The 24,398-nt window shown below is 55.0% G+C and carries 21 protein-coding genes and 1 pseudogene; 15 read left to right on the top strand and 7 right to left on the bottom strand.

The genetic code is table 11. The features are described 5' to 3' along the window. Positions 1 to 161: 161 nt before the first annotated feature. Together yaaA and M8014_RS11015 are read right to left on the bottom strand one after the other, a co-directional pair. Positions 162 to 935: a peroxide stress protein YaaA gene (yaaA, locus tag M8014_RS11020; RefSeq protein ID WP_271282510.1), complete on the bottom strand. Its 774-nt coding sequence runs from the start codon at positions 933 to 935 to the stop codon at positions 162 to 164. 66 nt (positions 936 to 1,001) lie between these two features. Beyond that, on the bottom strand, positions 1,002 to 2,432 hold the full coding sequence (locus tag M8014_RS11015; RefSeq protein ID WP_271282509.1) for an alanine/glycine:cation symporter family protein: 1,431 nt from the start codon (positions 2,430 to 2,432) through the stop codon (positions 1,002 to 1,004). Positions 2,433 to 2,692: 260 nt separating this feature from the next. Here M8014_RS11015 and tal point away from each other — a divergent pair, with 260 nt between their 5' ends. The 3 genes from tal (at position 2,693) to M8014_RS11000 (ending at position 5,760) form a co-directional block, all read left to right on the top strand. Beyond that, entirely contained in the window at positions 2,693 to 3,646 is a 954-nt protein-coding gene (tal, locus tag M8014_RS11010; protein ID WP_271282508.1) for a transaldolase, read from the top strand. Between the two features lie 114 nt (positions 3,647 to 3,760). After that, positions 3,761 to 4,348, top strand: coding sequence for a molybdopterin adenylyltransferase (gene mog, locus M8014_RS11005; RefSeq protein WP_271282507.1), 588 nt, complete (start codon positions 3,761 to 3,763; stop codon positions 4,346 to 4,348). A gap of 122 nt (positions 4,349 to 4,470) precedes the next feature. Further along, entirely contained in the window at positions 4,471 to 5,760 is a 1,290-nt protein-coding gene (locus tag M8014_RS11000; protein WP_271282506.1) for an MFS transporter, read from the top strand. Positions 5,761 to 5,804: 44 nt separating this feature from the next. Here M8014_RS11000 and M8014_RS10995 read toward each other — a convergent pair whose 3' ends face one another. The 4 genes from M8014_RS10995 to satP form a co-directional block, all read right to left on the bottom strand. Then, positions 5,805 to 6,944 (bottom strand): ABC transporter substrate-binding protein, encoded by a 1,140-nt coding sequence (locus M8014_RS10995; protein WP_271282505.1) that lies wholly within the window; start codon positions 6,942 to 6,944, stop codon positions 5,805 to 5,807. A gap of 19 nt (positions 6,945 to 6,963) precedes the next feature. Continuing rightward, entirely contained in the window at positions 6,964 to 7,740 is a 777-nt protein-coding gene (locus M8014_RS10990; RefSeq protein WP_271282504.1) for an ABC transporter ATP-binding protein, read from the bottom strand. Then, positions 7,737 to 8,810, bottom strand: a complete 1,074-nt coding sequence (locus M8014_RS10985) for a FecCD family ABC transporter permease (protein WP_271282503.1) — start codon at positions 8,808 to 8,810, stop codon at positions 7,737 to 7,739. Before M8014_RS10985 ends, M8014_RS10990 begins: the two co-directional genes overlap by 4 nt. Before the next feature lie 232 nt (positions 8,811 to 9,042). Further along, entirely contained in the window at positions 9,043 to 9,612 is a 570-nt protein-coding gene (gene satP, locus M8014_RS10980; protein WP_271282502.1) for an acetate uptake transporter, read from the bottom strand. Positions 9,613 to 9,909: 297 nt separating this feature from the next. Between satP and dnaK the strand changes: the two genes are divergently transcribed. The 4 genes from dnaK to nhaR all read left to right on the top strand — a co-directional run bounded on the left by dnaK (position 9,910) and on the right by nhaR (position 15,363). Continuing rightward, entirely contained in the window at positions 9,910 to 11,832 is a 1,923-nt protein-coding gene (gene dnaK / locus M8014_RS10975) for a molecular chaperone DnaK (protein WP_271282501.1), read from the top strand. Positions 11,833 to 11,918: 86 nt separating this feature from the next. Then, positions 11,919 to 13,058 (top strand): molecular chaperone DnaJ, encoded by a 1,140-nt coding sequence (gene dnaJ / locus M8014_RS10970; RefSeq protein WP_271282500.1) that lies wholly within the window; start codon positions 11,919 to 11,921, stop codon positions 13,056 to 13,058. A gap of 170 nt (positions 13,059 to 13,228) precedes the next feature. Next, on the top strand, positions 13,229 to 14,404 hold the full coding sequence (nhaA, locus tag M8014_RS10965) for a Na+/H+ antiporter NhaA (protein WP_271282499.1): 1,176 nt from the start codon (positions 13,229 to 13,231) through the stop codon (positions 14,402 to 14,404). Positions 14,405 to 14,463: 59 nt separating this feature from the next. Then, positions 14,464 to 15,363, top strand: a complete 900-nt coding sequence (gene nhaR, locus M8014_RS10960; RefSeq protein ID WP_271282498.1) for a transcriptional activator NhaR — start codon at positions 14,464 to 14,466, stop codon at positions 15,361 to 15,363. Positions 15,364 to 15,422: 59 nt separating this feature from the next. Here the strand turns inward: nhaR and rpsT are convergent, their stop codons facing one another. Next, the gene (gene rpsT / locus M8014_RS10955; protein ID WP_044612007.1) at positions 15,423 to 15,686 is read right to left on the bottom strand and encodes a 30S ribosomal protein S20; all 264 of its coding nucleotides are present in this window, start codon (positions 15,684 to 15,686) and stop codon (positions 15,423 to 15,425) included. A gap of 104 nt (positions 15,687 to 15,790) precedes the next feature. Between rpsT and M8014_RS10950 the strand changes: the two are divergent. From M8014_RS10950 to carA, 8 genes and pseudogenes are all read left to right on the top strand, one after another. Further along, positions 15,791 to 16,006 (top strand): annotated as a pseudogene (locus tag M8014_RS10950) (DUF2575 domain-containing protein). Between the two features lie 7 nt (positions 16,007 to 16,013). After that, on the top strand, positions 16,014 to 16,952 hold the full coding sequence (gene ribF, locus M8014_RS10945) for a bifunctional riboflavin kinase/FAD synthetase (protein WP_271282497.1): 939 nt from the start codon (positions 16,014 to 16,016) through the stop codon (positions 16,950 to 16,952). Positions 16,953 to 16,985: 33 nt separating this feature from the next. Then, on the top strand, positions 16,986 to 19,802 hold the full coding sequence (gene ileS, locus M8014_RS10940) for an isoleucine--tRNA ligase (protein ID WP_271282496.1): 2,817 nt from the start codon (positions 16,986 to 16,988) through the stop codon (positions 19,800 to 19,802). Beyond that, complete coding sequence (lspA, locus tag M8014_RS10935; protein WP_271282495.1) at positions 19,802 to 20,302, top strand: signal peptidase II; 501 nt, start codon at positions 19,802 to 19,804, stop codon at positions 20,300 to 20,302. Before ileS ends, lspA begins: the two co-directional genes overlap by 1 nt. 53 nt (positions 20,303 to 20,355) lie before the next feature. Beyond that, complete coding sequence (gene fkpB / locus M8014_RS10930; protein ID WP_271282494.1) at positions 20,356 to 20,826, top strand: FKBP-type peptidyl-prolyl cis-trans isomerase; 471 nt, start codon at positions 20,356 to 20,358, stop codon at positions 20,824 to 20,826. Beyond that, positions 20,807 to 21,757 carry a 4-hydroxy-3-methylbut-2-enyl diphosphate reductase gene (gene ispH, locus M8014_RS10925; RefSeq protein ID WP_271282493.1) on the top strand — a complete coding sequence of 317 codons (951 nt, stop codon included), beginning with the start codon at positions 20,807 to 20,809 and terminating at the stop codon, positions 21,755 to 21,757. The genes fkpB and ispH overlap by 20 nt, the downstream gene beginning before the upstream one ends. Before the next feature lie 202 nt (positions 21,758 to 21,959). Further along, positions 21,960 to 22,781 carry a 4-hydroxy-tetrahydrodipicolinate reductase gene (dapB, locus tag M8014_RS10920; protein ID WP_271282492.1) on the top strand — a complete coding sequence of 274 codons (822 nt, stop codon included), beginning with the start codon at positions 21,960 to 21,962 and terminating at the stop codon, positions 22,779 to 22,781. Positions 22,782 to 23,237: 456 nt separating this feature from the next. After that, positions 23,238 to 24,386, top strand: coding sequence for a glutamine-hydrolyzing carbamoyl-phosphate synthase small subunit (carA, locus tag M8014_RS10915; RefSeq protein ID WP_271282491.1), 1,149 nt, complete (start codon positions 23,238 to 23,240; stop codon positions 24,384 to 24,386). Positions 24,387 to 24,398: the final 12 nt, after the last annotated feature.

The following is a 24,398-nucleotide window of genomic DNA, read 5'->3' as shown; positions in this document are numbered from 1 at the left end:
ACGAAGTATGGTGGTACAGCACAAAAGTGGGGGTGATCGACCTGAAAAGAAAGTCGATCACCATGGGTAAAGGATGTTAAAAAGTGTTCACCCTGTCCCCGAACATCTGTCTACCATGTCCCCGGACCGTACATGGGGAGAGGGTTAGGGTGAGGGGCAAATTACTGCTCGTGGCGCTTAAACACCAGTTCACCTTTCCCTGACGCTTCGTCGTCAAAGAAATAGCCTTCGCTGTTAAACGCCTTCAGCTGTTCTGCCTTCGTCAGACGATTTTCAATGATGTAGCGGCTCATCAGCCCGCGCGCTTTTTTGGCGTAGAAGCTGATCACTTTGAACTTGCCGTTTTTCTCATCAAGGAACACCGGCTTAATGATCTCGGCATCCAGTTTTTTCGGCTTCACGGATTTGTAGTACTCGTCGGACGCCAGGTTGATAACGATGTTATCGCCCTGCGCTTTCAGGGCGTCATTCAGCTTATCGGTGATGATTTCACCCCAGAACTGATACAGATCTTTGCCTTTGGCATTCTCCAGACGAATCCCCATCTCCAGCCGGTACGGCTGCATCAGATCCAGCGGACGCAGGACGCCGTACAAACCGGACAGCATGCGCAGGTGCTGTTGGGCAAAATCAAAATCCGCTTCGTTAAACGTTTCTGCCTGCAGGCCAGTATAGACATCGCCTTTGAAGGCCAGCAGCGCCTGACGAGCGTTGGACGGCGTAAAGTCCGGCTGCCAGTCGTGGAAGCGGGTGGCATTCAAATCCGCCAGTTTGTCGCTGATGCTCATCAGTTTGGCAATTTGCGGGGCCGACAGCTTACGCGCCTCACGGATAAGGTGCTGGGAATGATCCAGCAGTTCAGGCTGGGTATAGCGCTCGGTGGCAAGCGGGCTCTGGTAGTCGAGCGTTTTAGCAGGTGAAATGAGAATAAGCATATCCAGTCCTTGCAGGAGATTTAGGGCGACTTTATCAAAAAAATCGCCTGTATTGATCGATGACTGTTATTGACGCGGCAAATCATCCCATGCACCCGGCGCCAGCTGGGAGGCGATCTCGGGGTAGCGCGACGCATCGAAAACCGGCTGGATGCCCAGCTGTCGCTGGCGAAGATAGTCCCGGCCCAGTAGGGTCACCACCGGCGAGAGCAGCAGGATGGCCATCAGATTGGTCATCGCCATCAGCGCCATAATGATATCCGCCAGCTGCCAGACCAGCGGCAGGCTGAGCAGCGATCCGAGCAGCACCATCACCACCACGCTCCCGCGCAGCAGCCAGCGGGATTTGCGGGCATCGGGGTGTAAAAAGATCAGGTTGTTTTCGGCGTAGATGTAATTCACCACAATCGAGCTGAACGCGAACAGAATGAGGATAAATGCGACGAATCCGGCACCCCAGCCGCCCGTCAGGTTCACCAGCGCCTGCTGAACAAGCTGAATGCCGGAAACATTGGCCGGATTGCCGAGCGGCCCGGCGAGCAGCACGATCATCGCGCTGGCGGTGCAAATAATCATGGTATCAACAAAGACGCCAATCATCTGCACCACGCCCTGGGCAGCAGGGTGAGGGGGCCAGGAGGCCGCCGCCGCCGCGGCATTCGGGGTCGACCCCATTCCCGCTTCGTTGGAAAACATACCGCGCTGGAACCCTGCCGTCAGGGCCTGGCTCAGGGTGTAACCCAGCGCGCCAGAGGCGGCCTCGCGCCAGCCAAACGCGCTTTTAAAGATCAGGCCAAAGACCGCCGGCAATTGTTCAACATGCCAGACGCAGACTGCCAGGCTTGCGACAACCCACAGCAGCGCCATCACCGGCACCATCCATTGCATCAGCCGGGCAACGCCGCGGATGCCGGTCAGGATCACGATTAGGGTACCGATCGCCAGCACGCTGCCGGTCACAATCTCCGGGCAGTCGAAGGCAAAGCGCAGGGCATGAGCCACCGAGTTCGCCTGAACGGTATTAAAGATCAGGCCGTAGGCGAGCAGCAGAAAGACCGAAAACAGCACCCCCATCCAGCGCATTCCCAGGCCGCGAGCCATATACCAGGCTGGACCACCGCGAAACTGCCCCTGTTTATCCGACTCTTTATACAGCTGAGCCAGCGAGCACTCCGCAAAGGAGGTCGCCATGCCGATGATGGCGGTAATCCACATCCAGAAGATTGCCCCCGGGCCGCCTGCAGCGATAGCAAGGGCAACTCCGGCCAGATTCCCGCTGCCGACGCGGGCCGCGAGGCTGGTACACAGCGCCTGGAACGAGGTTAAGCCGCCCGGTTGGGGAGACAGGCTGTTTTTCAGATTTTTGCCAAGCTGAGGAATGGAGCGAAACTGAATAAAGCGGCTGCGAAAAGTGAACCAGATACCTGCTGCAAATAGCAGGTAAATCATCACGGAACCCCACAGGATTTCGTTAATAAACGACAGGAAATCAGGCATTAACGTCCCTCTTGTTGATGCCGAAGTGCATAGGTAATCGCAACGAATGATTGAGTAAACAGGTAATTAACATGCGGTTAATCGGCCGAGTTTATCACACTATCGCCAAGGGCACTGTCTGCGGTTGCGCTGACCTTCCGTCGTGTTATCATCAGGGCAGACCGGTTACATCCCCCTAACAGTACACCTGTCATTTTTCCGTTTCTGGCATCACGCTGGTAACGCGAATTATCCAGGGCAAGTTAAAGAGAAACACTATCATGACGGATAAATTAACCTCCCTTCGTCAGTTCACGACTGTTGTCGCTGACACCGGAGATATCGCGGCAATGAAGTTGTACCAGCCGCAGGATGCCACAACGAACCCTTCTCTGATCCTTAACGCTGCGCAGATCCCTGAATATCGCAAACTGATTGATGAGGCCATTGCCTGGGCAAAAACCCAGAGCAGCTCCCGCGATCAGCAGGTAATTGATGCGTCGGATAAACTGGCTGTTAACATCGGTCTGGAAATTCTGAAACTGGTTCCGGGCCGTATCTCTACCGAAGTTGATGCGCGTCTGTCCTACGACACCGAAGCGTCTATCGCTAAAGCCAAACACCTGATCAAGCTCTATAACGATGCGGGCATCAGCAACGATCGTATTCTGATCAAACTGGCTTCCACCTGGCAGGGCATTCGTGCTGCTGAACAGCTGGAAAAAGAAGGCATCAACTGTAACCTGACCCTGCTGTTCTCCTTCGCGCAGGCGCGCGCATGTGCAGAAGCCGGCGTGTTCCTGATTTCTCCGTTCGTTGGCCGTATTCTGGACTGGTACAAATCCAACACGGATAAGAAAGAGTACGCACCGGCTGAAGATCCGGGCGTGGTTTCCGTGACCGAAATCTACGAGTACTACAAACAGCACGGTTATGAAACCGTGGTGATGGGCGCAAGCTTCCGTAACGTAGGTGAGATCCTGGAACTGGCTGGCTGTGACCGCCTGACCATCGCACCGGGCCTGCTGAAAGAGCTGGCTGAAAGCGAAGGCGCTATTGAGCGTAAACTGAGCTTCAGCGGCGAAGTGAAAGCCCGTCCTGAGCGCATCACCGAAGCTCAGTTCCTGTGGCAGCACAACCAGGATCCAATGGCAGTAGACAAACTGGCGGACGGTATCCGTAAGTTTGCTGTTGACCAGGAAAAACTGGAAAAAATGATCGGCGATCTGCTGTAATCATTTCTGACGTGGCCGGGCTCCCGGCCACGTCTGCTACTTCTTTCGGATCCTGTCTGTAATTCCTCTCTGCGTGTATCATTCCGTTATCTGCATTAGTTGAATGGAATGGATATGAATACCTTACGCATCGGCTTAGTTTCCGTCTCTGACCGCGCTTCAAGCGGTGTTTATGAAGATAAAGGCATCCCCGCTCTGGAAGCGTGGCTGACTGCCGCCCTGACTACCCCTTTTGAAGTGCTTACCCGCCTGATCCCTGATGAACAGGCCGTTATCGAGCAAACCCTCTGTGAACTGGTTGATGAAATGAGCTGCCACCTGGTACTGACCACCGGCGGCACCGGTCCGGCGCGTCGCGACGTTACTCCGGATGCAACCCTGGCAATTGCCGATCGTCAGATGCCCGGTTTCGGCGAACAGATGCGCCAGATTAGCCTGCACTTTGTTCCGACGGCGATCCTCTCACGTCAGGTAGGGGTGATCCGCAAGCAGGCGCTGATCCTCAATCTGCCGGGCCAGCCGAAGTCGATCAAAGAGACGCTGGAAGGGGTAAAAGAGGACGACGGCAAGGTGATTGTGGCGGGTATCTTCGCCAGTGTACCGTATTGTGTACAATTGCTGGAAGGGCCATACGTCGAAACCGATCCGCAGGTGGTAGCAGCTTTTCGCCCGAAAAGCGCACGTCGTGAAACAATCTCCTGAAATTAACAATTATGTGACATAAGCTGCACGGCCTGTAGCGTGCCGATTGATTTACGGTATAGTAATTTTTTCTTTACGATCGCTGTAAATATAAATCAACAATACAGGTCAAATGGTCCGCTATGTCACATAACACCCGGCCTCTCAATCGTCAGGATTATAAAACGCTTACGCTTGCCGCCCTTGGTGGTGCGCTGGAGTTTTATGACTTCATCATCTTCGTCTTTTTCGCCGCCGTCGTCGGGGCGTTGTTCTTCCCGGCGGATATTCCCGAATGGCTGCGACAGGTGCAGACCTTTGGCATCTTCGCTGCCGGGTATCTGGCGCGCCCGCTGGGCGGTATCGTGATGGCCCACTTTGGCGATCTGGTAGGCCGCAAAAAGATGTTCACCCTCAGTATCCTGCTGATGGCCGTGCCCACGCTGGCCATCGGCCTGCTGCCAACCTATGCCTCAATGGGGATTATTGCGCCGGTTCTGCTGCTGCTGATGCGTATCCTGCAGGGGGCAGCGATTGGCGGTGAAGTGCCGGGTGCCTGGGTTTTTGTCGCGGAACATGTCCCTGCGCGCCGAATCGGCATTGCCTGCGGCACGCTGACCGCCGGGCTGACCGTTGGTATTTTACTGGGTTCAGTGGTGGCGACGCTTATCAATACCAGCATGACGCCGCAGGCGGTGCTTGACTGGGGCTGGCGTATTCCGTTCCTGCTGGGTGGCGCATTCGGTCTGGTCGCCATGTACCTGCGCCGCTGGCTGCAGGAAACCCCGGTGTTCCTCGAGATGCAGCAGCGCAAGGCACTGGCGCAGGAGCTGCCGGTCAAAGCGGTGGTTGTGCGTCATAAAAAAGCGGTAGTGGTGTCGATGCTGCTGACCTGGCTGCTCTCGGCGGGTATCGTTGTGGTGATTTTGATGTCGCCGGTCTGGCTGCAAAAGCAGTATGGCTTTGCCCCGGCGGTCACGCTGCAGGCGAACAGTATTGCCACCATTATGCTGTGCTTCGGCTGTCTGATTGCCGGTCTGGCGGTCGATCGTATCGGTTCGAGCCTGACGTTTATCATCGGTAGCCTGCTGCTGGCGGGGTCAAGCTGGGCGTTTTACCACCTTGCGGGCAGCCATCCCGAGCAGCTCTTCCTGCTGTACGGCACGGTTGGGTTGTGCGTGGGTGTGGTGGGGGCGGTGCCTTACGTGATGGTACGGGCCTTCCCGCCAGAAGTGCGTTTTACCGGTATCTCCTTCTCTTACAACGTCTCTTACGCCATCTTTGGTGGATTAACGCCGATTGTGGTCACGCTGCTGATGGGGGTGTCGCCGATGGCGCCGGCCTGGTACGTGCTGGCCCTGTCGCTGATGGGGCTGGTGCTCGGATTCTGGTTGCGTCAAAAACCGGTCGAAGCCCCGATCCTCGCTGGTTAAGTGTGAGATTGAAGAAAACGCCATCCGAAGATGGCGTCTGTCGATCAGTGGGAAGAAGGGGTATAGCTCAGGATGATGTTGTCATCCGGGATGTGGGTAAAATGGGTGATAATCGCGTGGTAATCCGCCAGCGGATCGACATCGTTAAACAGCGTTGGGTAGAAGATTTTGCTCAGCGCCTCAATGGCGACGATGTTGTACGGGTTGTTATAGAAGTGGTGATAGAGCGCTCCCGTGTGACCTTGTGCTACCGCTGGAATGCTGGCCACGCCCTGACGTGAAAGCAGGGCATTGAACGCGGCGGTGACATCGTTTGCCGGGACGTTATAGCCAAACGGGATAATCGCCGTGCCTTTGCCCGGACGTTTAGACCCGGTCATCAGGTAGTAATCCGGATTCAGGGAGATGATCTTCTCAACCGACACATTCCCGGTTGCCCCAGGCAGCAGCTGTGAGCCGATGTTCGTGCCACCTGCGGCTTCTACCAGCCCGCCCCAGCCGTTACGTGCATGGGTGAAACAGCAGCCATTATCCAGCCCGCCGACACCGGCTATCGGTTCGATAAAGACCAGTGGTTTTTTGCTGGTGGTCGCCAGACGCTGGTGGATCGTATCCAGGCGTTGCTGATAGAAATTGATATAGGCCTGCGCGTGTTCGTTCTGACCCATCACCTTACCCAGCAGGGCAATGCTCGGCAGGGTGTTCTCGACCGGGTGAAGTTCGTAGTCAACAAATACCACCGGGATATGCAGTGCTTCGAGCTTTGCCAGCACGCCAGTCTGCACCAGTGAGGGTTTGGCGCGGAGCTGAGCAATCATCAGGTCGGGCTGGCGGGAGATCACCGTTTCCAGATCCACGTTGCCCTGGTCGGAAAACTTCATGTCGAGGATGGTTTCTGCTTCGGGCCATTTACGCTTCAGCACGTTCCAGGTTTCGGTATCCTGCTTTTTCGGTAGGTTGTTCCACGCCACCACTTTGGCGAACGGGTTGTCGCGCGCCAGCAACGCCAGAGCGAAAATGTCGCGACCATCCTGCAGGATGATGCGCTGCGGCTCGCGTTCAATCGTGACCGTGCGGTTATCAAGATCCTTGACGGTCACCGGCCAGCCCTGCGCCTGCGCGATAAAAGGTGAAAGTAACAGTGCCAGGCCGCCCGCGGCCGCGATGATTGTTTTCAGCGTCATGATTTCCCGGTCTTTTTTCTTATGGTATGACCCCGTCGACCACCACATGCGGTAAGCCACGGGAACAGTATTCAACCCTGCCGTCCACGCCATACACCGTCGCCAGGCTGGCGGGGGAGACCACCTCGCCCGGTAACCCGCTGGCTATCAGCTCGCCGCCTTTAAGCATCAGGGCATACCGGGCATGGCGCAGCGCGATGTTGATATCGTGGATCACCACGACGGTAACGATGTTTCGCAGCCGCGTTTCACGGGCCACGATATCCATCACGTGGAACTGATAGTTAAGGTCGAGGGCGCTTAAGGGCTCGTCCAGCAGCAGCAGATCCGGCTCGCGGATCAGCGATTGCGCCAGGCCAATCAGCTGCTTTTGTCCGCCGGAAAGCTGATCGAGAAAGCTCATCGCCAGATGGGCGACACCCAGTTTGTCGAGAATGGCATACGCCTCCTGCTCGACGTTATGACTGTGCAAACTGCCGCTGGCGCGTCGGGCGACAATCACCGATTCCAGCGCGTGGAGGTGTACGCCTTGCGGCAGGGACTGCGGCAGATAAACCACCTTTTGCGCGCGGGTTGCTGAAGGCAAGGTCATCAGATCTTCGCCATTGAGCAGCAATTCCCCTTGAGCGGGGTTCAGATCCGCTAGTGCGCGCAGTAACGTGGATTTGCCCGAGCCGTTCGGCCCTAGCAGGGCGGTGATCTGTCCGCGAGGCAGTAAGGGGGTCGTCAGCCCACTCATGATTTTTTTCTTACGGTAGCCCGTATGCAGATCGTGGATGCGCAGGCCGTCGGTCATACGTTCCCCCGGTTGCGAATGATGATGCTGAGGAAGAACGGCACGCCAACCAGCGAGGTCACAATACCGACCGGAATGATGACGCCAGGCACAATATTTTTGGAGAGTACCGACGCCAGAGAGAGCACCAGCGCCCCAATCAGCATACTGCCCGGCAGATAAAAGCGATGATCCTCGCCAAACATCATGCGTGAGATATGCGGTGCAACCAGACCGATAAAGCCGACCGGCCCGACAAAGGCCACCGTTAGCGCAGAGATGATGCTGATGCGAAGCAGGGCGGTAAGGCGCAGCGTCTTCACGTTAATACCAAAACTGACGGCGCGATCTTCACCGAGGCGCAACGCCGTCAGCTTCCAGGCATTTTTGAGCGACAGAGGTACGATAATCAGCAGCGCTACGCCGAGGATGGCGAGCTTGTCCCAGGAGGCTCTGGCCAGGCTTCCCATCGTCCAGAAGACCAGCCCCTGAAGGGTATCTTCGCTGGCGACAAATTGCAGAATGGAAATCAGCGCGTTAAAGGTAAACACCAGCGCGATGCCAAATAACACCACGCCCGAGGTCGCAACGCGTGTCCAGCGGCTGATGCCATCGAGGATAAAACAGGCCAGTAGCGCAAAGACAAAGGCATTTGCGGGAATGAACCACTTATCGGCAATACCGGGGATCCCTAAGCCAAGCACAATCGCCAGCGCTGCACCAAAGGAGGCGGCGGAGGAGACGCCCAGCGTAAACGGGCTGGCGAGAGGGTTGTTGAGGATGGTCTGCATCTCTGCTCCGGCGAGCCCCAGCGCCATGCCGACGGCGACAGCCATCAAGGCGAAGGGCAGGCGCAGATCCCAGACGATCACCCGTGTGCCCGCATCTGCTGCTGTTGCATTCACTAAGGTGTGCCAGAGCGTGGAAACGGAGATACCGGACGGGCCAAGGGTGAAGTCGAGGATCAGCGAACAAATAATCAGAACGAAAAGCACCGTTGCCAGGGTAACGCGCCTGACGAGAACCTTACGGTAATGTAGTGCCACGGTGGATTCGCCAGAGCGATGGCCGGCGGTAAGACTGGAATTCATTGGATACCCTTATTCACTACAACAAATCGTGGTATCCCCAACCGTTCCTGATGAGAGTGCTGCATGATATCCGCTATCCAGGAGACACCTGGGGACGATATTTCAAGTGATAATGCTTATCAATACAATGCGGGGGTTATGAGGGTTTCATTGACGGATTGTTTGGTTTCTGGCGGAAAACTAATCGATTCGAAGAGAGTTTCGTGCCCGCAGCGCGGGCACGAAAGGGGGATTAGTGTTTTTCACCAATCGGCAGAACGGTACGGCCAAACTGCTCGTTCAGCACTTCGCCCATTGCCAGGTAAATGGCGCTGGCGCCACACACCAGGCCAATCCAGCCGGCAACGTGAATGATGCCTTCACCGTTATCGACCAGGTGGCCAATAGACAGCAGGGCGAACAGCACGGTCAGGCTCAGGAACACGAACTGCAGCGCACGGTTACCGACCAGCGTGCCGAAGAACATGAACAGCGTGAAGACGCCCCACAGGCCCAGATAAACGCCCATAAACTGTGCGTTCGCCGCATCGGCCAGACCCATTTTCGGCAGCAGCAGAATAGCGACCAGCGTCAGCCAGAAAGAGCCGTACGAGGTAAACGCGGTCAACCCGAAGGTATTGCCTTTCTTATATTCCAGCAGCCCTGCGAAGATTTGTGCGATGCCGCCGTAGAAAATGCCCATCGCCAGGATAACGCCATCCATTGGGAACATCCCAATGTTATGCAGGTTCAGCAGAATGGTGGTCATGCCGAAACCCATCAGACCCAGCGGAGCCGGATTAGCCAACTTAGTGTTGCCCATAATTCCTCAAAAAATCATCATTAATATGGTGAAATGGTGTGACCCTCGCCAATTCTCCCTGGCGGGGCGCGGCATGATAATCAGCGCAGGCGACGGCGTCTATGATCTGAGCAGGGTGAAATTAAAAATTTTTTTATCCTCCCCCCTTGATGGATGCCGTTGCGACCCCATCTTGTAGTCAACCGCAGTGAGTGAACCTGAAAATAATCAAATCGGGGACAGTTGAAAAAGCATCATCTGCCCTTATTACAGGTTCACAACCACATGTATGACCGAATTTTTAGTGGAGACGTTTAGATGGGTAAAATTATTGGTATCGACCTGGGGACTACCAACTCTTGTGTAGCGATTATGGATGGCACTACTGCACGTGTGCTGGAGAACGCCGAGGGCGATCGCACCACGCCTTCTATCATTGCTTATACCCAGGACGGTGAAACTCTGGTTGGTCAGCCGGCTAAACGTCAGGCCGTGACAAACCCGCAAAACACCCTGTTTGCGATCAAACGCCTGATTGGCCGCCGCTTCCAGGACGAAGAAGTGCAGCGTGATGAAGCCATCATGCCGTACAAAATCATCGGTGCTGATAACGGTGATGCGTGGATTGATGTAAAAGGTCAGAAAATGGCACCGCCGCAGATCTCTGCAGAAGTGCTGAAAAAAATGAAGAAAACGGCTGAAGATTACCTGGGTGAACCAGTAACTGAAGCGGTTATCACCGTACCGGCATACTTTAACGATGCTCAGCGTCAGGCAACCAAAGATGCGGGCCGTATCGCCGGTCTGGAAGTGAAACGCATCATCAACGAACCGACTGCCGCTGCGCTGGCATACGGTCTGGATAAAGAAGTCGGCAACCGTACTATCGCGGTATACGACCTCGGTGGCGGTACTTTCGATATCTCTATTATCGAAATCGACGAAGTTGACGGCGAAAAAACGTTTGAAGTTCTGGCTACCAACGGTGATACCCACCTGGGTGGTGAAGACTTTGACAGCCGTATGATCAACTATCTCGTTGACGAGTTTAAGAAAGATCAGGGCATTGACCTGCGTAACGACCCGCTGGCAATGCAGCGCCTGAAAGAAGCCGCAGAAAAAGCCAAAATCGAGCTCTCTTCTGCGCAGCAGACCGACGTGAACCTGCCGTACATCACTGCAGACGCGACCGGTCCAAAACACATGAACATCAAAGTGACTCGCGCGAAACTGGAAAGCCTGGTAGAAGACCTGGTTAACCGTTCCATCGAGCCGCTGAAAGTTGCTCTGCAGGACGCAGGTCTGTCCGTATCCGAAATCCAGGACGTTATCCTGGTCGGTGGTCAGACGCGTATGCCAATGGTTCAGAAGAAAGTGGCTGAATTCTTTGGTAAAGAGCCGCGTAAAGACGTTAACCCGGACGAAGCCGTTGCTATCGGCGCTGCGGTCCAGGGTGGTGTACTGACCGGTGAAGTGAAAGACGTACTGCTGCTGGACGTTACCCCGCTGTCGCTGGGTATCGAAACCATGGGTGGCGTGATGACTGCGCTGATCAGCAAAAACACCACCATCCCGACCAAGCACAGCCAGGTGTTCTCTACCGCTGAAGACAACCAGTCTGCGGTAACCATCCATGTGCTGCAGGGTGAGCGTAAACGTGCTGCGGATAACAAAGATCTGGGTCAGTTTAACCTGGATGGTATCAGCCCGGCGCCGCGCGGTATGCCGCAGATCGAAGTGACCTTCGATATCGATGCTGACGGTATTCTGCACGTCTCCGCAAAAGACAAAAATAGCGGTAAAGAGCAGAAGATCACCATCAAGGCCTCTTCTGGTCTGAACGAAGAAGAGATCCAGAAGATGGTTCGCGAAGCGGAAGCCAATGCGGAATCTGACCGTAAGTTTGAAGAGCTGGTTCAGACCCGCAACCAGGGTGACCATCTGCTGCACAGCACCCGTAAGCAGGTTGAGGAAGCGGGCGATAAACTGCCAGCAGACGACAAAACCGCTATCGAGTCTGCACTGAGCGCGCTGGAAACGTCTCTGAAAGGCGAAGACAAAGCTGATATCGAAGCCAAGATGCAGCAACTGGCGCAGGTTTCCGAGAAGCTGATGGAAATCGCCCAGCAGCAGCACGCACAGCAGCAGGCTGGTGCAGCAGGCGCTGATGCATCTGCGAACAATGCGAAAGACGACGACGTTGTTGACGCTGAGTTCGAAGAAGTTAAAGACAAAAAATAATCGCCCTGATGCAGGGTAATTAATCGGCACGGGCGAAGAGGTTTCCTCTCCGCCCGTGCTCGCATGTTAAGGGGCTGAAAAAACCAATGGCAAAGCAAGATTTTTACGAGATTTTAGGCGTTTCCAAAACCGCGGAAGAGCGTGAAATCAAGAAGGCGTACAAGCGCCTGGCCATGAAGTTTCACCCGGACCGTAACCAGGGTGACAAAGAGGCCGAAGCCAAATTTAAAGAGATTAAAGAAGCCTACGAGATCCTGACCGATGCGCAAAAGCGTGCGGCATACGATCAGTATGGACATGCCGCGTTTGAACAAGGCGGTATGGGCGGTGGCGGCGGATTCGGTGGCGGTGGCGGTGCTGATTTCAACGATATCTTTGGTGACGTATTCGGCGATATCTTCGGCGGTGGGCGCGGTCGTCAGCGTGCATCCCGTGGCGCAGACCTGCGTTACAATATGGACCTGTCGCTGGAAGAAGCCGTACGTGGCGTGACGAAAGAGATCCGCATCCCGACGCTGGAAGGGTGTGATGTTTGCCACGGCAGCGGTGCGAAAGTCGGCACCAAGCCACAGACCTGTCCAACCTGTCACGGCTCCGGCCAGGTGCAGATGCGTCAGGGCTTCTTCGCGGTGCAGCAGAGCTGTCCGCACTGTCAGGGCCGCGGTACGTTGATCAAAGATCCGTGCAACAAATGCCACGGTCACGGTCGCGTTGAGAAGACCAAAACCCTGTCTGTTAAAATTCCGGCAGGCGTGGATACCGGCGATCGCATTCGTCTTTCTGGTGAAGGCGAAGCGGGCGAACATGGCGCACCGGCAGGCGATCTGTACGTTCAGGTTCAGGTGAAACAGCACGCGATTTTTGAGCGTGAAGGTAACAACCTGTACTGCGAAGTACCGATCAACTTTGCGATGGCGGCGATGGGCGGCGAAATCGAAGTGCCGACGCTGGATGGTCGCGTAAACCTGAAAGTGCCCGGTGAAACCCAAACCGGTAAGCTGTTCCGTATGCGCGGTAAAGGCGTTAAATCGGTACGCGGCGGTGCGCAGGGTGACCTGCTGTGTCGCGTGGTGGTGGAAACCCCGGTTGGCCTGAACGAAAAACAGAAGCAGCTCCTGAAAGAGCTGCAGGAGAGCTTCGGCGGCCCGACGGGTGAGAACAACAGCCCGCGTTCCAAAAGCTTCTTTGATGGCGTGAAAAAATTCTTCGACGATTTGACCCGCTAATTTTTAGCTGCGGTATTTCTTCAAGCCCGGAAGCGATTCCGGGCTTTTTATTTGTCAAAAAATAATTCGTAAAAACTGAGTATATACTCAATATTAACCTGCTTTTACCGATGAATTACCTCAAGTATGATGGTTTTAACGAGGGATTGTCATAGAGAGAGAAAGTAAAAGTGAAACTTCTACACCGTTTTTTCCAAAATGAGGCCTCCGGCGGCATCATTCTTATTCTGGCTGCTGCCTGTGCCATGCTGCTGGCTAACCTGGGCGTTACCCGTGATCTGTACCATGCATTTCTGGAAACCCCTGTAGAACTCCGGGTCGGCGTGCTGGAAATCAACAAGAACATGCTGCTGTGGATCAACGATGCGCTGATGGCGGTATTTTTCCTGCTGGTAGGGCTGGAAGTCAAACGCGAGCTGGTTCAGGGCTCACTGGCCAGCCGCCAGAGAGCAGCGTTCCCGGTGATTGCCGCCATCGGCGGGATGGTGGTTCCGGCGCTGATCTATCTGGCCTTTAACTATCAGGATCCCGTCGCCCGTCACGGCTGGGCGATCCCGGCGGCTACGGATATCGCCTTTGCGCTCGGCGTTCTGGCACTGTTGGGCAACCGCGTGCCGATGGCGCTGAAAATCTTCCTGATGGCGTTGGCTATCATCGATGACCTGGGTGCGATTGTGATTATCGCTCTGTTCTACACCAGCGAGCTGTCGGTACTCTCGCTGGGCGTCGCGGCGGCGGCAATTGCGGTGCTGGCGATCCTGAATATCTGCAACGTACGTCGGGTTGGCATTTATGTGCTGGTCGGGGTGATTCTGTGGACCGCCGTACTGAAGTCGGGCGTGCATGCCACCCTGGCAGGCGTGATTATCGGCTTCTTTGTGCCGCTGAAGCCGCAGGAGGGCAAATCACCGGCTAAGCAGCTCGAGCATGTTCTGCACCCGTGGGTTGCCTTTATGATCCTGCCGCTGTTTGCGTTCGCCAATGCCGGTGTGTCGCTTGAAGGTGTGACGCTGGATGGGCTGACATCGATGCTGCCGCTGGGCATCATTGCCGGGCTGTTTATCGGTAAGCCGCTGGGTATCAGCCTCTTCTGCTGGCTGGCGCTGAAATTTAAACTGGCGTCATTGCCGCACGGGACAACGTGGCGGCAGATCATGGCGGTTGGCGTGCTGTGCGGAATTGGTTTTACCATGTCGATTTTTATCTCGACGCTGGCGTTTGGCCCGCATGCTCCGGAGCTGATCGTCTGGGCTAAACTCGGTATTTTAACCGGGTCGCTGCTGGCGGCAGGGATCGGCTACACCTTACTGAAGATGAAATTGTCGGGGCAAGTACACCCGGCCTGACAGGACGCCGGGAGGGCAGCACGTCCCTCCCGGCAATACGATCAAGGAGTGAGAATGATATGTCCCATCTTAACTACAACCACCTCTATTACTTCTGGCATGTCTATAAAGAGGGCTCAGTAGTCGGTGCTGCAGAAGCACTGTACCTGACGCCCCAGACGATAACCGGACAGATAAAAGCGCTGGAAGAGCGCCTGCAGGGTAAGTTATTCAAGCGCAAAGGACGCGGCATTGAACCGAGTGAGCTGGGCGAGCTGGTGTTTCGTTATGCGGATAAGATGTTCACGCTGAGTCAGGAGATGCTCGACATTGTGAACTACCGCAAGGAGTCGAACCTGCTCTTTGACGTGGGCGTGGCGGATGCGCTGTCCAAACGGCTGGTGAGCGGCGTACTCGATGCTGCCGTGGTGGAAGATGAACAGATCCATCTGCGCTGCTTCGAGTCGACCCACGAGATGCTGCTGGAGCAGCTGAGTCAGCATAAGCTGGATATGATTATCTCCGACTGCCCGATCGATTCAACCCAGCAGGAAGGGCTGTTCTCGGTGAAAATTGGCGAGTGTGGCGTCAGCTTCTGGTGCATTAACCCACCGCCGAAAAAACCGTTTCCCGCCTGCCTGGAAGAGCGTCGTTTACTGGTACCTGGACGGCGTTCGATGCTGGGACGCAAGCTGCTGAACTGGTTTAACTCGCAGGGGCTTAACGTTGAGATTCTGGGTGAGTTTGATGATGCGGCGCTGATGAAAGCGTTTGGTGAAGCGCACAACGCAATTTTTGTCGCGCCGACACTCTATGCACAGGATCTGTATGCGGATGAAAAAATTACGGAGATTGGTCGGGTCGATAACGTGATGGAAGAGTATCACGCCATATTTGCTGCACGAATGATTCAGCATCCGGCGGTGCAGCGTATCTGTAACCGGGATTACTCTGCGCTGTTTACCCCACCGACGTTTTAAAGACATAAAAAAACCCGCGTTAAGCGGGTTCTTCTAAAACAAGCAACAACAAGTGGCGATTAAGCCAGTTTGTTGATCTGCGCAGTCAAGTTTGCTTTATGACGCGCTGCTTTGTTTTTGTGGATCAGACCTTTAGAAGCCTGACGATCCACGATCGGTTGCATTTCGTTAAATGCTTTCAGTGCAGCAGCTTTGTCGCCAGCTTCGATAGCTGCGTATACTTTCTTGATGAAAGTACGCATCATAGAGCGACGGCTTGCATTGTGCTTACGAGCCTTTTCAGACTGTACAGCACGTTTCTTAGCTGATTTGATATTAGCCAAGGTCCAACTCCCAAATATGATCTATGTGGACAATTCAAAGGCCGAGGAATATGACCTCTTAGCCTTCTTTTGTCAATGGATTTGTGCAAATAAGCGCCGTTAAGATGACAACGCTCGTTACGTGTGATGGCGCAGGATTCTACCAGCTTGTGGCGTCTGAATACAGCTTTTCGGCACAAAAAACGTCACAGGCAGTCAGTTTTTTTCGTGCTCAAAGGCAACCACGATGAAATCATTACGGCTTTCTGTTTTGCGGCAACAATCGCCGGTTAACGTTCACCGCTGTACAAGGTATACTTTCACGATTTTCACTGTTTTGAGCCAGTCATGAAGCTGATACGCGGCATACATAATCTCAGTCAGGCCCCGCATGGGTGTGTGCTGACTATTGGTAATTTCGACGGTGTGCATCGTGGGCATCAGGTGCTGTTGCAGCGATTGCGTGAAGAAGGCCAGGCGCGTGGTCTGCCGGTGGTGGTGATGATTTTCGAGCCGCAGCCGCTGGAGCTGTTTGCCAGCGAAAAAGCCCCCGCACGGCTGACCCGCCTGCGTGAAAAGGTACGCTACCTTGCACAGTGCGGCGTGGACTATGTCCTGTGCATCCGTTTTGATCGACGCTTCGCCGCGCTGACGGCACAAAATTTTGTCGGCGATCTGTTAGTCGAACGCCTCGGGGTGCAGTTCCTCGCCGTAGGTGATGATTTCCGCTTTGGCGCTGGTCGCCAGGGGGATTTCTTGCTATTACAGAAGGCTGGCCTGGAGTACGGTTTTGACGTCACCAGCACGCAGACTTTTTGCGAGGGCGGGGTGCGCGTCAGTAGTACGGCCGTTCGTCAGGCGCTGGCCGACGATAATCTGGACGTTGCCGAGAGTTTGCTCGGGCGTCCGTTCTCTATTTCCGGGCGCGTGGTGCATGGTGATCAACTGGGCCGCACGATTGGTTTCCCTACGGCGAACTTACCGTTGCGTCGTCAGGTCTCCCCGGTAAAAGGGGTCTTTGCGGTTGAAGTAACGGGGCTGGGTGATAAGCCCCTCCCGGGCGTGGCCAATATTGGTACTCGCCCGACAGTTGCAGGCGTACGCCAGCAGCTTGAAGTGCATTTGCTGGACGTTGTAATGGACCTTTACGGTCGCCATATAGATGTAATCCTGCGTAAAAAAATACGCAATGAGCAGCGATTCGCCTCGCTCGATGAACTGAAAGCGCAAATCGCGAGAGATGAATTAACAGCCCGCGAACTTTTTGGGCTATCAAATCCGGCTTAATGCCTGAGATATAAATACGGAACCGAGAATCTGATGAGTGACTTTAAATCAACCCTGAATTTGCCGGAAACAGGGTTCCCGATGCGCGGCGACCTCGCCAAGCGTGAGCCGGGAATGCTGGCGCGTTGGACTGATGATGACCTGTACGGCATCATCCGTGCGGCCAAAAAAGGTAAAAAAACCTTCATTCTGCATGATGGCCCTCCTTATGCGAATGGCAGCATTCATATTGGTCACTCTGTAAATAAGATTCTGAAAGACATTATCGTGAAGTCCAAAGGCCTCACGGGTTATGACTCCCCTTATGTTCCGGGCTGGGACTGCCACGGTCTGCCGATCGAGCTGAAAGTGGAGCAAGAATTTGGTAAGCCGGGTGAGAAGTTTACCGCTGCTGAATTCCGCGCCAAATGCCGTGAATATGCTGCTACTCAGGTGAACGGTCAGCGCGAAGACTTTATCCGTCTGGGCGTGCTGGGCGACTGGTCGCACCCGTACCTGACCATGGACTTCAAAACTGAAGCCAACATCATCCGTGCGCTGGGCAAAATCATCGGCAACGGCCATCTGCATAAAGGCGCTAAGCCGGTGCACTGGTGCGTGGACTGCCGTTCTGCGCTGGCAGAAGCGGAAGTGGAGTATTACGACAAAACCTCCCCATCCATCGACGTTGCCTTTACTGCCGTCGATCAGGACGCGGTGCAGGGCAAATTTGGCCTGCCGGGCGTCAGTGGCCCAATCTCGCTGGTTATCTGGACCACCACCCCGTGGACCCTGCCTGCTAACCGTGCGATCTCTCTCTCTGCTGAGATCGAGTACGCGCTGGTGCAGATCGAAGGTCAGGCGCTGATCCTGGCGAAAGAGCTGGTCGAAAGCGTTCTGAAACGCGCCAATATCACGGACTACACCGTGCTCGGTACGGTGAACGGCGATGCGCTGGAACTGATGCGCTTCAAACACCCGTTCCTCGACTTCGATGTCCCGGCGATTCTGGGCGATCACGTGACGCTGGAAGCGGGTACCGGTGCGGTTCATACCGCCGGCGGCCACGGTCCTGACGACTACAACATCAGCCTGAAATACGGTCTGGAAATCGCTAACCCGGTCGGCGCGGACGGCGCTTACCTGCCAGGCACGTATCCGACCCTGGACGGCGTGAACGTCTTTAAAGCTAACGACATTATCGTCAACATGCTGCGCGACAACGGTACGCTGCTGCACGTTGAAAAAATGCAGCACAGCTATCCGTGCTGCTGGCGTCACAAGTCACCGATCATCTTCCGTGCGACCCCGCAGTGGTTCGTCAGCATGGATCAGAAAGGCCTGCGCGCGCAGTCCCTTTCCGAAATCAAAGGCGTGCAGTGGATCCCGGACTGGGGCCAGGCGCGTATCGAATCGATGGTTGCCAACCGTCCTGACTGGTGTATCTCCCGTCAGCGTACCTGGGGCGTGCCAATGTCTCTGTTCGTACATAAAGAGACGCAGGAACTGCATCCAAACACGCTGGAACTGATGGAAGAAGTCGCTAAGCGTGTTGAAGTGGACGGCATTCAGGCGTGGTGGGATCTCGATTCCCGCGACATCCTGGGCGCTGACGCGGACAGCTACGAGAAAGTGCCAGACACCCTCGACGTGTGGTTCGACTCCGGTTCAACCCACTCCTCCGTGGTTGACGTACGTCCGGAATTTACCGGTCACGCCGCCGACATGTATCTGGAAGGATCTGACCAACACCGCGGCTGGTTTATGTCATCGCTGATGATCTCCACCGCCATGAAGGGCAAAGCGCCGTATCGCCAGGTGCTGACCCACGGCTTCACCGTCGATGGTCAGGGCCGCAAGATGTCCAAATCCATCGGTAACACTGTCTCTCCGCAGGACGTGATGAACAAACTGGGCGCCGATATTCTGCGTCTGTGGGTGGCATCTACTGACTACACCGGCGAAATGGCGGTTTCCGATGAGATCCTGAAACGTGCTGCCGACAGCTATCGTCGTATCCGTAACACCGCGCGCTTCCTGCTGGCGAACCTCAACGGTTTCGATCCAGTAAAAGACATGGTGAAACCGGAAGAGATGGTCGTGCTGGATCGCTGGGCAGTCGGGTGTGCCCAGGCGGCACAGGATGACATCCTGAAGGCATACGAATCTTACGATTTCCATGAAGTGGTGCAGCGCCTGATGCGCTTCTGCTCCATTGAGATGGGCTCGTTCTACCTCGACATCATCAAAGATCGCCAGTACACCGCTAAAGCGGACAGCGTGGCGCGTCGCAGCTGCCAGACCGCACTGTTCCATATCGCAGAAGCGCTGGTGCGCTGGATGGCACCGATCATGTCCTTCACCGCAGATGAAATCTGGGGCTACCTGCCGGGCGACCGTGAGCAGTATGTCTTTACCGGTGAATGGTATGAAGGGCTGTTTGGCCTGGGCGAAACTGAAGCCATGAACGATACCTTCTGGGACGAGCTGCTGAAAGTGCGCGGCGAAGTGAACAAGGTGATCGAGCAGGCGCGTGCTGACAAGAAAGTCGGCGGCTCGCTGGAAGCAGCAGTGACGCTGTACGCTGAACCTGAGCTGGCGGCGAAGCTGACCGCGCTCGGTGATGAATTACGATTTGTCCTGTTGACCTCCGGTGCCCGAGTTGGGGATTATGCCGATGCGACTGCTGATGCCCAGCAGAGCGAACTGCTCAAAGGGCTGAAAGTGGCGCTGGTGAAAGCCGACGGTGAGAAGTGCCCGCGCTGCTGGCATTACACCACTGATGTCGGTCAGGTGGCGGAACACGCAGAGATCTGCGGACGCTGTGTCAGCAACGTCGCCGGTGTTGGCGAAAAACGTAAGTTTGCCTGATGAGTAAATCTCTCTGTTCAACAGGGCTGCGCTGGCTGTGGCTGGTGGTAGTCGTGCTGATTATTGATTTGGGCAGCAAGTACCTGATCCTCCAGAATTTTGCTCTGGGGGATACGGTGCCGCTGTTCCCGTCACTGAATTTGCACTATGCGCGCAACTACGGCGCGGCGTTTAGCTTCCTGGCTGACAGCGGCGGCTGGCAGCGCTGGTTCTTCGCGGGTATCGCGCTCGGTATCTGTGTCGTACTGGCGGTGCTGATGTACCGTGGGAAAGCCACGCAGAAGCTGAATAACATTGCCTACGCGCTGATCATTGGCGGCGCGCTGGGTAACCTGTTTGACCGTCTGTGGCACGGCTTCGTGGTCGATATGATCGACTTCTACGTCGGCAACTGGCACTTCGCGACCTTCAATCTGGCCGATACGGCGATTTGTATTGGTGCGGCGATGATTGTGCTGGAAGGCTTCCTGCCAAACGCGGCGGCGAAGAAACAGGCGTAACAGTACATGCCGGATGGCGTAGCGCCATCCGGCAAAACAAGTGAGCTCTCTGCATGTCTAAATCCGTACAGTCCAATAGCGCGATGCTGGTTCATTTCACGCTGAAACTTGATGATGGCTCCACGGCGGAGTCCACCCGCAATAACGGCAAACCGGCGCTGTTTCGTCTTGGTGATACCTCCCTGTCTGAAGGTCTTGAGCAGCAGCTGCTGGGGCTGAAAGAGGGGGAGAAAAAAGCCTTTTCACTGGAGCCGGATGCCGCATTTGGCGTACCGACCCCGGACCTGATCCAGTATTTCTCGCGTCGTGAGTTTATGGATGCGGGTGAACCGGAAATCGGTGCGATTATGCTCTTTACCGCAATGGATGGCAGCGAAATGCCTGGTGTGATCCGTGAAATCAACGGCGACTCAATCACCGTCGATTTTAACCACCCGCTCGCCGGGCGTACCGTCCATTTTGATGTTGAAGTACTGGAAATCGACCCGGTACTGGAGGAAGTGAATGCAGATCCTGTTGGCTAACCCGCGCGGTTTCTGTGCCGGAGTAGACCGCGCTATCAGCATTGTCGAAAACGCGCTGGAGCTTTACGGCGCGCCCATTTATGTTCGCCATGAAGTGGTGCATAACCGCTACGTGGTCGATAGCCTGCGCACGCGCGGGGCGATCTTTATCGAACAGATCAGCGAAGTGCCGGATGGCGCGATCCTGATTTTTTCCGCCCATGGTGTCTCCCAGGCGGTTCGTAACGAAGCGAAGAGTCGCGATCTGACCGTGTTCGACGCCACCTGTCCGCTGGTGACCAAAGTGCATATGGAAGTCGCTCGTGCCAGTCGTCGTGGCGAAGAGTCGATCCTGATTGGTCACGCGGGTCACCCGGAAGTTGAGGGCACGATGGGCCAGTACAGCAACCCGAAAGGGGGGATGTACCTGGTTGAATCCCCGGAAGATGTCCTGACGCTGGACGTTAAAAACGAAGCCAAACTGTCGTTTATGACCCAGACCACGCTTTCGGTGGACGATACGTCCGACGTGATTGATGCGCTGCGCAAGCGCTTCCCGAAGATCGTCGGTCCGCGTAAGGACGATATCTGCTACGCCACCACCAACCGTCAGGAAGCGGTACGTGCTCTGGCGGAGCAGGCTGATGTGGTGCTGGTTGTCGGCTCGAAGAATTCGTCTAACTCCAACCGTCTGGCCGAACTGGCGCAGCGCATGGGGAAAGCCGCGTTCCTGATCGATGATGCTACCGATATTCAGGAAGCGTGGGTAAAAGGCGCTGGCTGCGTTGGTGTGACCGCCGGAGCCTCTGCGCCGGATATCTTGGTCCAGAACGTGATTGCGCGTCTGCAGGAGCTTGGTGGGGGTGAAGCCATCCCGCTGGCCGGCCGGGAAGAGAACATCGTCTTCGAAGTGCCCAAAGAGCTGCGTATCGACGCAAAGGAAGTCGAGTAACCTGCATCCAGCCAAATCAAGCCAGCAAATTCGTTGCTGGCTTTTTTTTGTTTGCCGCCTTGTGCGGCTAAATCATGTCTTTTACTGATACTTCCCGCTGTTTATCATTAAATTCTAATTATTGGCGTTTTCGGATGGCGGCTTCGTCAGAGGCTGGTTAATCTGAAAACGGTTTACATCATTTTAACGTAAGAGAATAACTATGCATGATGCACAGGTTCGCGTCGCGATTGCTGGCGCGGGTGGCCGTATGGGCCGCCAGTTAATTCAGGCGACGCTGCAGATGGATGGCGTCAGTCTTGGCGCGGCGCTGGAGCGTGAAGGCTCGTCGCTGTTAGGCGCGGATGCCGGAGAGTTAGCGGGCGCAGGCAAGTCAGGCGTCACTGTACAAAGCAGCCTGGAGGCGGTCAAAGACGATTTCGACGTGTTTATCGATTTCACCCGTCCGGAAGGCACGCTGACGCATCTGGCGTTTTGTCGTCAGCATGGCAAGGGCATGGTTATCGGCACCACCGGTTTTGATGACGCAGGCAAGCAGGCCATCCAGGATGCTTCAAAAGAGATTTCCATTGTCTTTGCGGCCAACTTCAGCGTCGGCGTGAACGTCATGCTTAAGCTGCTGGAGAAAGCGGCAAAAGTGATGGGGGAGTACACCGATATCGAAATCATCGAAGCGCACCACCGTTATAAAGTCGATGCGCCGTCAGGTACTGCGCTGGCAATGGGCGAAGCGATTGCCCAGGCGATGGATAAAGATTTGAAGGATTGTGCTGTGTACACCCGTGAAGGTTATACCGGTGAACGCGTGCCTGGCACCATTGGTTTTGCGACCGTCCGTGCCGGCGATATCGTGGGTGAGCATACCGCCATGTTTGCTGATATCGGCGAGCGCGTTGAGATCACTCATAAAGCGTCGAGCCGGATGACTTTTGCAAATGGGGCTGTTCGTTCTGCAATTTGGTTGAAGGGCAAAAAAGATGGCCTCTTCGACATGCGAGATGTGCTTGATCTCAATAATTTATAATCATGTTTACCCTTCGTGATGTGGTTATTGCAGTCATAATTAGTTGATTGCAAAGGGCAATATTTTATTGCCCTTTTATTTTTACCTGTTTGGTTGTCATCTTTATTCTAACGTTCCATATTTATAGGTTATATCCTGTTTATTTGGTTTCCTGCTGTGAATTTTGACCAAATGGTCCACTTTTTCAGGTGCTGACCGTCGTATTAAAACTAAATCTGACCCGCAAGCGTTTTCTTAGGTGATTTAGTTGATCTTTTTGCCCATTAACACCCTTCTCAGTCATCAGTGGCGCAAAAACAACAAACAAAATACGCATTATCAGTTGACTTTACCCTGCCAAATCCCCAGAATGCCGCCGTTTGCCGAAAATCCACATGCAGCAAATTTGCATTGCTTCACACCATGGTTGTGAATTAATATGCAGATAAAGTGAGTGAATATTCTCTGGAGGGTGTTTTGATTAAGTCAGCGCTATTGGTTCTGGAAGACGGAACCCAGTTTATCGGTCGGGCCATAGGGGCAACAGGTTCGGCGGTTGGGGAAGTCGTTTTCAATACTTCAATGACCGGTTATCAAGAAATCCTCACTGATCCTTCCTATTCCCGCCAAATCGTCACTCTTACTTATCCCCATATTGGTAATGTCGGCACCAACGCTGCTGATGAAGAGTCCTCTCAGGTACATGCTCAAGGTCTGATTATTCGCGACCTGCCGCTGATTGCCAGCAACTACCGCAATACCGAAGACCTCTCTTCCTACCTGAAACGTCACAACATCGTGGCGATTGCCGATATCGATACCCGTAAGTTGACGCGTTTGCTGCGTGAAAAGGGCGCACAGAACGGCTGCATCATTGCCGGCGACAACCTGGATGTGGCACTGGCACAAGAAAAAGCCAAAGCCTTCCCAGGGCTGAACGGCATGGACCTGGCGAAAGAAGTGACGACGGCAGAATCCTACAGCTGGACCCAGGGGAGCTGGACGCTGGAAGGCGACCTGCCGGAAGCCAAAAAAGAAGGCGACCTGCCGTTCCACGTGGTGGCTTACGATTACGGCGCCAAACGCAACATCCTGCGTATGCTGGTTGACCGCGGCTGCCGCCTGACGGTGGTGCCTGCGAAGACGCCAGCTGACGAAGTGCTGAAGATGAACCCGGATGGGATCTTCCTCTCCAACGGCCCGGGTGACCCGGCTCCGTGTGATTATGCGATCGACGCGATTAAGACCTTCCTCGAAACCGACATTCCGGTATTCGGCATCTGTCTCGGCCATCAGCTGCTTGCGCTGGCGAGTGGGGCAAAAACCGTGAAGATGAAGTTTGGTCACCACGGTGGTAACCACCCGGTGAAAGATATCGACAACGACACGGTGATGATTACCGCACAGAACCACGGTTTTGCGGTGGATGAGGACTCAATGCCTGTCACCCTGCGTGTGACGCACAAATCACTGTTTGATGGCACCCTGCAGGGCATCCATCGCACCGATAAACCGGCGTTCAGCTTCCAGGGGCACCCGGAGGCGAGCCCAGGCCCACACGATGCCGCGCCGCTGTTCGATCACTTTATCGAACTTATCGAGCAATACCGTAAGACTGCTAAATAATCAGGAGCCGAG

The sequence above is a fragment of the Silvania hatchlandensis genome, from assembly GCF_025564065.1.
Taxonomy (GTDB): Bacteria; Pseudomonadota; Gammaproteobacteria; order Enterobacterales; family Enterobacteriaceae; genus Enterobacter; species Enterobacter hatchlandensis.
The sequence above is the reverse complement of the archived record's forward strand: the minus strand, read 5'-3'. Positions and strand labels throughout refer to the sequence as shown.